Annotated in this window: 10 protein-coding genes; 6 read left to right on the top strand and 4 right to left on the bottom strand. The window is 47.9% G+C overall.

The window, feature by feature from the left end; genetic code table 11:
- Nucleotides 1–58: 58 nt before the first annotated feature.
- The 5 genes from ACWJJ4_RS10515 to ACWJJ4_RS10495 all read left to right on the top strand — a co-directional run bounded on the left by ACWJJ4_RS10515 (nt 59) and on the right by ACWJJ4_RS10495 (nt 4,758).
- Nucleotides 59–772 carry a DUF421 domain-containing protein gene (locus ACWJJ4_RS10515; protein ID WP_021734194.1) on the top strand — a complete coding sequence of 238 codons (714 nt, stop codon included), beginning with the start codon at nt 59–61 and terminating at the stop codon, nt 770–772.
- 68 nt (nt 773–840) lie between these two features.
- Nucleotides 841–1,350, top strand: a complete 510-nt coding sequence (locus tag ACWJJ4_RS10510) for a ferritin-like domain-containing protein (RefSeq protein WP_014304752.1) — start codon at nt 841–843, stop codon at nt 1,348–1,350.
- 250 nt (nt 1,351–1,600) lie between these two features.
- Nucleotides 1,601–2,221: a TetR/AcrR family transcriptional regulator gene (locus tag ACWJJ4_RS10505; protein WP_070081597.1), complete on the top strand. Its 621-nt coding sequence runs from the start codon at nt 1,601–1,603 to the stop codon at nt 2,219–2,221.
- A gap of 15 nt (nt 2,222–2,236) precedes the next feature.
- Nucleotides 2,237–3,433 (top strand): MFS transporter, encoded by a 1,197-nt coding sequence (locus ACWJJ4_RS10500; protein WP_003155154.1) that lies wholly within the window; start codon nt 2,237–2,239, stop codon nt 3,431–3,433.
- 167 nt (nt 3,434–3,600) lie between these two features.
- Nucleotides 3,601–4,758, top strand: a complete 1,158-nt coding sequence (locus ACWJJ4_RS10495) for an AbrB family transcriptional regulator (RefSeq protein WP_003155155.1) — start codon at nt 3,601–3,603, stop codon at nt 4,756–4,758.
- Between the two features lie 36 nt (nt 4,759–4,794).
- Here ACWJJ4_RS10495 and ACWJJ4_RS10490 read toward each other — a convergent pair whose 3' ends face one another.
- From ACWJJ4_RS10490 to ACWJJ4_RS10475, 4 genes are all read right to left on the bottom strand, one after another.
- Complete coding sequence (locus ACWJJ4_RS10490) at nt 4,795–5,316, bottom strand: MarR family transcriptional regulator (RefSeq protein WP_012117244.1); 522 nt, start codon at nt 5,314–5,316, stop codon at nt 4,795–4,797.
- A gap of 89 nt (nt 5,317–5,405) precedes the next feature.
- On the bottom strand, nt 5,406–6,887 hold the full coding sequence (locus ACWJJ4_RS10485; protein WP_182068767.1) for a monooxygenase: 1,482 nt from the start codon (nt 6,885–6,887) through the stop codon (nt 5,406–5,408).
- A 145-nt stretch (nt 6,888–7,032) separates the two neighbouring features.
- Nucleotides 7,033–7,548, bottom strand: a complete 516-nt coding sequence (gene lepB, locus ACWJJ4_RS10480) for a signal peptidase I (protein ID WP_003155158.1) — start codon at nt 7,546–7,548, stop codon at nt 7,033–7,035.
- Entirely contained in the window at nt 7,545–8,171 is a 627-nt protein-coding gene (locus tag ACWJJ4_RS10475) for a TVP38/TMEM64 family protein (protein WP_003155159.1), read from the bottom strand. The genes lepB and ACWJJ4_RS10475 overlap by 4 nt, the downstream gene beginning before the upstream one ends.
- A 153-nt stretch (nt 8,172–8,324) precedes the next feature.
- On the opposite strand from ACWJJ4_RS10475, the gene ACWJJ4_RS10470 reads away from it, so the two are divergent.
- Nucleotides 8,325–8,684 carry a hypothetical protein gene (locus ACWJJ4_RS10470; protein ID WP_003155160.1) on the top strand — a complete coding sequence of 120 codons (360 nt, stop codon included), beginning with the start codon at nt 8,325–8,327 and terminating at the stop codon, nt 8,682–8,684.
- Nucleotides 8,685–8,751: the final 67 nt, after the last annotated feature.

Below are 8,751 nucleotides of genomic sequence, written 5' to 3'. Positions count from 1 at the left end.
GGATGACTGTTTTAAAACATATCGTTTTTGACCAAATTAAAGAAAAAAAGGATTAAATATGATGTCAGAATATCCCGAAGTGATTGTGCGAACGATTCTGTCGTTCAGCATTCTGTTTATCGGCGCCCGTATACTCGGAAAACAAACCATTTCACAGATGACGCTTTTTGATTTCATTGCGGCCATCTCGCTCGGCGCCATCACAGCCAATCTGTCGTTTAATACAAAACTGCCGATTCATTTTACTGTCAGTGCTTACACGATTTTCGTGGTCATTATTTATCTCGTCGCATATCTTTCTATGAAAAACAGAACTGCCAGGGGTTTCTTTGCAGGCAAACCGACCATTATCATTCAAAACGGAAAAATACTTGAGCATAATATGAAAAAGATGCGCTATACCCTCGACTACTTGAACCAGCAGCTTCGTGAAAATGATGTATTTGACATTTCTCAGGTTCAGACTGCCATCATTGAAACAAACGGCAGCATGTCAGTGGAGGTCAAACCGGAATTTGCGCCCGTTACAAGACAGGATCTCGGCATCTTTGCCGGACATGAAAAGAACTTTGCCGTTGAGCTGATTATGGACGGCCGGCTGGTGATGAAAAATCTGGAAGAAAACCACGTATCGGAAAAATGGCTGAGAGAAGAATTGGATAAGAGAAACCTCAAACCGGAAGACGTCGTATACGCTGTGCGCGGAAGCAACGGCCGGCTTTTTGTCGACACATACGACGACCATATTACATCGCCGCTGGATCAAGAATAAAAATGACATCCGCACATGTCACGGGCTGCCGCCGTATAATACCCTATAAACATCCGGGGGTGAGTCCAATGCACGAGAATTTTTTTCATTATACAGCCATCTGCAGTGACGATTCTGTGCTTATAAAGGATCTGGTAAAATCCATAAACGGTGAATACAGCGCTGTGATTTGCTACTCAATATTAGCCGAAAAAGCGCCGACCGCAGAAATCAGAAGACGAATCGAACATATCAGAGAGGAAGAAGTGCGCCACATGCACGCTTTCTCTTCACTGTATACGTCAATTACCGGAAAACAGTTGACGCCGAAACAGACGGAGCATTGTCCGCACACATACAGAGAAGGACTGAGGGCGGCGTTTTATGATGAGCAGAAAACGAATGATTTTTATTTGCAGGCATCCGATAGAGCGGTGCATCCGGAAGCGAAACGGTTATTTGCCCGCACGGCATTTGACGAGCAGCGTCATGCCGTCTGGTTTTTATACGATATGGCCCACTCTCCTTTCCACCATACAGGGGGAACGGTATCAAACGCGCCGAACACAAGCTACACCGAGGTAAATACCGGAAAATAACGATTCAGGCAGATCACGCTCCCCCGCCGGGAGTCTTCAGACGGCTGACAAACCCCGTTCTTTCAACAGGAGAGAATGGGGTTTATTTTTCGAGCCGTTTTTATACTTCCACTAAACAATGGATAACTTCTTCATTGTATAGTCAGCAAAAACCCTTTATAATAAAATAAACCAACTGGTCGGTTTTAAACGACCCGAACCCGCTTTGCCGGGACAACGATATGAATGAGGCGGAAAGGATCTGTGTGAAGTGACAAATACAAAAGGCGGTGCCGGAAAGAGCGAAAAGACGAAGAACAGGCTCGTATCCGCTTCGCGTGACTTATTTGCAAAAAAAGGATATTCAGAAACATCAATTCGGGATATTTTAGAAGCGGCCGAGATCAGTAAAGGCAATCTATATCACCATTTTAAAGGAAAAGAGTTTCTGTTTCTTCATATCATGGAAGAGGATCACCGCGTGATGATCGAGACGTGGAGGGAAATGGAATCCGATCTGAAAGATGCTGCCGAAAAGCTGACGGGCTTTGCGGAGCTGCTGAGCCGGATGAGCATCAATTACCCGCTTATGAGAGCAAGTGAAGAGTTTTATGCGAGTGCGTTTACGTCAGAGGAGGTCGTAAAGCGGCTCAACAAAATTGATATTGAATATGACGATGTGATGAGAGAGATCTTAGAAGAGGGAAATCAAGACGGCAGCTGGTCCATTCCTCATGTCGAATCAAAAGTAAAAATCCTGCTATCCGTCTTCTACGGTTTAGATGTGTTATATAAAAACGATACCATTCAGCAAAGAATCGAATTGCAAAAAGAAGCCATCTCCGTGTTTATTCACGGGTCGATCAACGCTGATAAACAGAATGACAGCTGACAAAGGAGAAACAACATGCAAAAACCGATCAGAGAACAAAAGGCTGTACTCATCATCTTATTAAGCAACATATTTATTGCGTTTTTAGGCATCGGATTGATCATTCCCGTTATGCCGCTGTTTATGAATGTGATGCACTTGACGGGCAGCACAATGGGATACCTTGTCGCTGCCTTCGCCGTCGCGCAATTAATTGCATCCCCCATTGCGGGGAGATGGGTTGACCGCTTCGGCAGAAAAATCATGATTCTCGCCGGACTGTTTTTGTTCGCATTATCCGAACTGACCTTCGGATTGGGCACACATGTCTCCATTTTATATTTCGCAAGGGTGCTGGGGGGCATCAGTGCCGCTTTTATCATGCCCGCTGTTACAGCGTATGTCGCAGATATTACGACGGTGCAGGAAAGATCGAAGGCGATGGGCTATGTATCTGCCGCCATCAGCACAGGGTTTATCATCGGGCCCGGCATAGGAGGATTTATTGCCGATCACGGCGTTCGTATGCCGTTTTTCTTTGCGGCGGGAATTGCATTTATCGCAGTGATTTCCTCTGTCTTTATGCTGAAAGAGCCGTTAACTAAAGAAGAACGCGCAAAGCAGATGGAAAGCGCCAAAGAATCAACCTTCTTAAAAGATTTGAAAAAGTCGATTCATCCAAGCTACTTGATCGCCTTTATCATCGTTTTTGTTTTGGCATTCGGGCTGTCGGCGTACGAAACGGTATTCAGCTTATTTACAAACCATAAATTCGGCTTCACGCCAAAGGATATCGCCATTATTATTACGTTCAGCTCCATTGTGGCAGTCCTCATTCAAGTGCTCGCGTTCGGCAGACTTGTCAACTTCCTCGGAGAGAAAAAAGTCATTCAGCTTTGTCTGATCATCGGCGCTGTGCTGGCTTTCGTTTCTACGGTGATGTCAGGGTTTTTGCCCGTGCTCGCTGTCACCTGCATCATTTTCCTTGCGTTTGATTTACTGCGCCCGGCACTGACTACTTATCTATCGAAAATCGCAGGAAATCAGCAGGGGTTTGTTGCCGGTATGAACTCAACATACACGAGTTTGGGCACCATTTTCGGCCCGGCTCTGGGCGGTATTTTATTTGATATGAATATTCACTTCCCGTTTCTGTTCGCAGGTGTGGTTTTATTTCTCGGTCTGGGATTGACGCTTGTGTGGAAAGGAAAAGCGGGCGAGGTTTCGGAGTAGGGTGCACTCACCCATCTCCGGAGCTTTTTTTGCGTTTGCGATAAGAAAAATGAATGGATTATGAGAAATAATTCATTATTTATTTATCTCAAAATCTATACTATAGTAATAGTAAGGTTAACGAGCTTAACAATTTAATATGAATGTTTCAGGAAGAAGGGTTTTCATTGAAGAAAGACAAACATCTCCTTACAGATATCTGGTTTATTCTCATCAGTGCGGCAGGGGGGTTTCTTCTTTCGCTTACAGGGATGTCGATCGCCTGGATGCTCGGAACGCTGGCCGCCGGCTGCATCCTCTCCATGACGAGGCCCCGCTGGCTGTTCATGGCGCCTGACAGAAGAGGGATTCACCGCAGATGGCTTGCAGCGGGACAAATGATCCTCGGCATCGAACTCGGCCAGAAACTGAACCTGTCCGTTCTGTCGGTTTTACGGGAGCATTGGCTTCCGGTAGGCTTCATGCTGATTTTCTCTATCGTGATGGCGCTTGTTTCCGGATATGTGCTCTTTCGGTTCAGCCGGACGGACATGATGACAAGCTTTGTAGGAACGGCGCCGGGCGGTTTATCCGCCATGCCGGGTATCGCCCAGGAAGTCGGCGCAAACACCGCGATTGTAAGCCTTATTCAGCTGACGCGCGTCCTTTTGGTCGTCATGACAATACCGTTTCTCGTCATTTTCTTATTTACCAAACAAAACGGTGCGGCTCAGACACCAGCCGGAGCCGTTTCAGCAGGAGCTTCACATCCGGGCCTTATTCCCGTCTTGTTAACGGCCGGATTTATTTTAGCTGCCTGGCTTGCAAGTAAAGGCGCAAAACGGCTGAAATTCCCCGCCCCTTGGCTGCTCGGCAGCATGATCGGCGTTGCTGCTGCAGAAATCGGCGTGTCCGCCTTGGCGGGCAAAGACATGCTGGCCTGGTGGCCGCCGGAAGCGAACCAGCTGTCACAAATTTTTCTCGGCGCCACAATCGGATCAAAAATGTACAAAAGCATGTTCACCGGTGTGACGAGAGTGCTGACCGTCGGGTTTATTTCTTCCGTCGGATTAATCGCCGCCATGATTCTGAGCGCGGTTGCGGTTTCTAAATTAACGGGCATCTCCATGATTACATCTGTTCTCGCCTTTTCTCCCGGCGGGATCGCCGAGATGGCGGCGACTTCGATCACCCTGCACGAAGACTCGACTTTCGTCGTCGCGGTTCAGGTCATCCGGATCGTTCTCGTCATCGCCATGCTTCCGCCCTTCTATCGGCTGCTGCACCACCTTTCTCAGCTGAAACGGGCACACGGCGAAAGAGGCCGGGCAGAAAGAGGAACATGATCCGAATAAAAAAACACGCATCCATATGCGTGTTTTTTATTTGAACAGCTCTCCGCCGCCATTTACAGACCGCCAGTTTGCTGAAAGATCACGGAACAGCCGTTCAGCAAATAACAGTTCTTCATCTGTATAGCGGTCTAAAAACGCCAAGAGCCGCTTTTTTATCAATTCATGATATTCATGATGAAGGGAATGCAGCTCTTTCCCGGCAGGAGTCAGCCGGAAATAGACTTCTTTTTTATTGTCGCTCAGCCGGGTTCTGCGCAGGAAGCCGGCTTCCAAAAACTTCGCGCAGCTTCTCGACACGGTCGGCTTTGTCGTCTTCATTTTTTCCGCTATTGACGTGACATTGATCGGTTCATGATCTCCGATACACGACAAAATGTGAATTTCCGTCAAGGTCAATTGTAACTTTTTCCCATTTTCTTCACGGAGTTCATCCATCCGTCCGGCCAACGACGCCCTGATATCCTCCTGGCACCTCTCCTGCTCGTGAAAAATATCTGTCAGCCCTTCAAGAATCATGTGTTTTGCATGGTCTGGCTGTCTTCTGTCCAACTGCTGAGTCACCCTTCCATATTGATTGTTTCTTTTACTATAACGTTTTGTTACACAAGAAACAATCACACAGGCGCATAAAAAGGTTATCAGATGAATAATCCCCATCTCTCCAAACCGGCCAGGACAGCTTCTTCCGCTTCACGTCCCGAGCCGCCGGCTGCCCATGCCGCATGGCCGTCCGGCCGGATTAAAACGGTGTGGACGTCATTCCAATCGGCACGTGTTTCAGCAAGCTCCGCCCTGACTGCCGCCACGCTGTCCGTATCAATACCGGCGGGAATGCTCCCTCTTAATGACAGAAGCACAAAGCCGCCCTTGCGGAGAAAATCATACAGCCGGGCCGGCCGCCCGTCATGAAGGGTCAGTTCGATATCCGGCAGGCGTTTTCCGTTCAGGGTATGCGGCGGCAGCTCCGCATCCGGTTCATAATGCAGATCAAGCGCGGATACTTTTCCCGCCAATAAACGGTTGGACTCCTGAAAATCCAGCAAAGCGGTCATCGTTTCTCTTAATGCCATCCCCGACTCGGTAAAATCCATGAGCTTGATCTGCGTTTTGATATTGTGCAGCACTTCTTTTCCTGTGCTGTGCCTTTCCTGATGATAGCTGTCCAGAAGATGAGGCGCCGCTTTTCCCTTCATTTGCGCCGCCAGCTTCCAGCCGAGATTGACGGCATCCTGAAGCCCCGTATTCAGGCCTTGGCCGCCTGCGGGAAAATGAATGTGCGCCGCATCCCCAGCCACAAAAACCCGGCCGGAGCGGTACTGCTCAGCCTGACGCTCGGCATTGCCGAACCGCGACATCCATACCGGATCACTCAATCCGAAATCAGTGCCGCATATCCGCCGCAGGTCTTCTTTCAGCTCATTTTCGGTGACCGGCTCTTCCTTCCGCTTTTGCAGGACGTGCGGAGAAACGATGAGGACGCGGAAAAGTCCGTCCGTAAGAGGGATAATCACAACCGATCCCTCCAGGCGGCACGTTGAAAAAAAGGAAGATTCGGGCGGATGTTTCAAAGCGGCATCACAAAGGGTTCCTGTTAAGTCGGCATCAGTGCCCGAAAAAGCGATGCCCGCCTGTTTCCGGACAATGCTCCCCGCTCCGTCTGTACCCGCGGCATATAAGCTGTGAAGAGTGCGGATTCCGCTTTCGTCCCGGAACACCGTCTCCACTCCGTCATCCGTCTGGGTGACAGCCACCGCTTCCGCCCCGCGGATGATATTTGCGCCGAGACTTGATGCATACTCCTCCAACATCCGCTCCGTTTCTGCCTGAGGAAGCATTAACGAATAATTCTGCTTCGTATCCAGCCGAGAAAAATCCAGCCGTGTATCCAGCATGGAAAAATGGCCGGAAGACACCTTCGTCCCTTTTTCCAAGAAGCGTTCCAATATGCCTCTCATGGCAAAAAGCTCAAGTGTGCGCGGATGCATGATAAGCGCTTTGGAATATGGCACCGTCTTCTTCAATCGTTCAATGACAGTCGTTTTCACTCCGGCCAGCGCCAGTTCTGATGCAAGCATCAGCCCGACCGGACCTCCCCCGATAATGGCAGCCTGTGTTTTCATTTCATCAGCCCTCTTTCGTATTTTTGTTTCACACGTAACAAAACCACTAAAAAATAAACGCCTTCTTTTTTGTTTCACGCGTAACAATTTTCATTATAGTCTTTCCTCTGCTTTTTGACAATCATTTCCGAAAAAAAGACGCCGTTCACTTGGCGTCTGATTCACTGATGACTCCGACAATGTCTTTATCCTTAATCGGACCGAAATGACGGCTGTCGAGGCTGTATATGCGGTTGTCGCCAATAACAAAGTATTGTCCCTTCGGTATGCTTTTGCGCCCGGTCGTTTCCTTCAGCGTATAATCACCGGTCACATGGCTCCCGGCGGACAATGATGACTTTAACGGTTTTAAAAACGGTTCCGCCACCCGTTTTCCATTCACATACAGCTGATCCTCCCTGTATGCGATTGACTCGCCGGGGAGCCCGATGACACGTTTGATCAGCACTTTGCGGTGCGGGCCTTTAAACAGAACAATATCGAAACGGCGGATCGTTTTGTAACGATGGGAAAACTTGTTGACCATCAGCTCATTTCCTTGTTTAAAGGTCGGATTCATGCTGATTCCTTCGACTTTATAATCAATAAAAATGGCATTCTTTAATTGTATGGCCAAAACAACGATAAGCACGCCGGCTATAAACCAAAATCGTTTTTTCAAGATTCCTGTCTCCCTCCGTCTTTCTCATGCTGACTGATTCTCGTCTGTAAACGCCGTTCGATATGCTTTCCGGCATACCACAGCACCGCAATCACCATTATGGCGCCCGCCATCCTGAAAGGCTGTGTAATGAGTGCGTGAAGATCATACCCGATAAAACTGATCATAAAGATCATAACCATTTTCCCCATAGCGGCTGCTGATATAAACTGCAGCGCCCCTACCCGTGACAGACCGGCAACGATATGAACCGCAGCGGACGGCGTAAAGGGGAAGCAAAGTAAAATAAACAGCGGACCGAAACCGTGCCGCTCAACCCAGAGCATCATCCGCCTTATGGTCTGATGCCTGCGGATGAAACCGAAAGCTCTTTTCTGTCCGAAACGGCGGACGGCATAAAACATCAGCATCGATCCTGACGCAGACCCGAGCCATGACAGAAAAAAACCTTCCCACAAACCAAATGCATTCGTATTCGCCACCACAAATACAACGAGCGGCAAAAACGGAAGAAACGCTTCAATAAAAGGCAATACAGCCGCAGCCGCCGGGCCGAAAGCTCTATAGCTTTGGAACCATTCCGTCAGCTGTTCCTCAGTCAAATATGATAAAAATTGCTCCAACGTTTATACTCCTTAACGAGTTTGTCTATCCTTATTCTACACATTATCTCCAAAAAACGAAAATGTTTACGAGATTTTCCGTCTTGAAATATCGTGTAAGCGAGTATAAAATAAGAACAAACGTTCTCTTTTTTTAAGAAAGAAGGAGTATTTATGCCTGACATTCGGAGCGGCTCCCGCGATCTCATCGAAAAAGGGCTGTTTCTGCCCATGGCGGCCGCCATCCTGAACCGGGACCTCGAAGCGCTTGATTCGTGCCCGTTCAAATTAAAACAACCCTATAAACAGCTTATCAGCTGCTCTTTAAAATTAGCACAAAAGGATTTGAGTGATGTTCGAAAAGAATTAAGAAAGCGTAAAATTAAAATATACGAAGCGGAAAGAGACGAAGCATTTACGCTTTATATATGCACCATTAACGGCTATGAAGAAAAACACCGTTATTTCAACCCGAGAATACGGGAACAGGTCACCGCCTTATTGGAATATTACCTGTCTCTTGCGACCATTTAAAAAGCAGCCGGGCCTGCTTTTCCTTTTCAGATAATAAAATTCAGACTATTCACACTATACATTCGAC

It is taken from the genome of Bacillus sp. JK62 (genome assembly GCF_053663455.1).
This window is presented reverse-complemented; position numbering and strand designations above follow the sequence as displayed.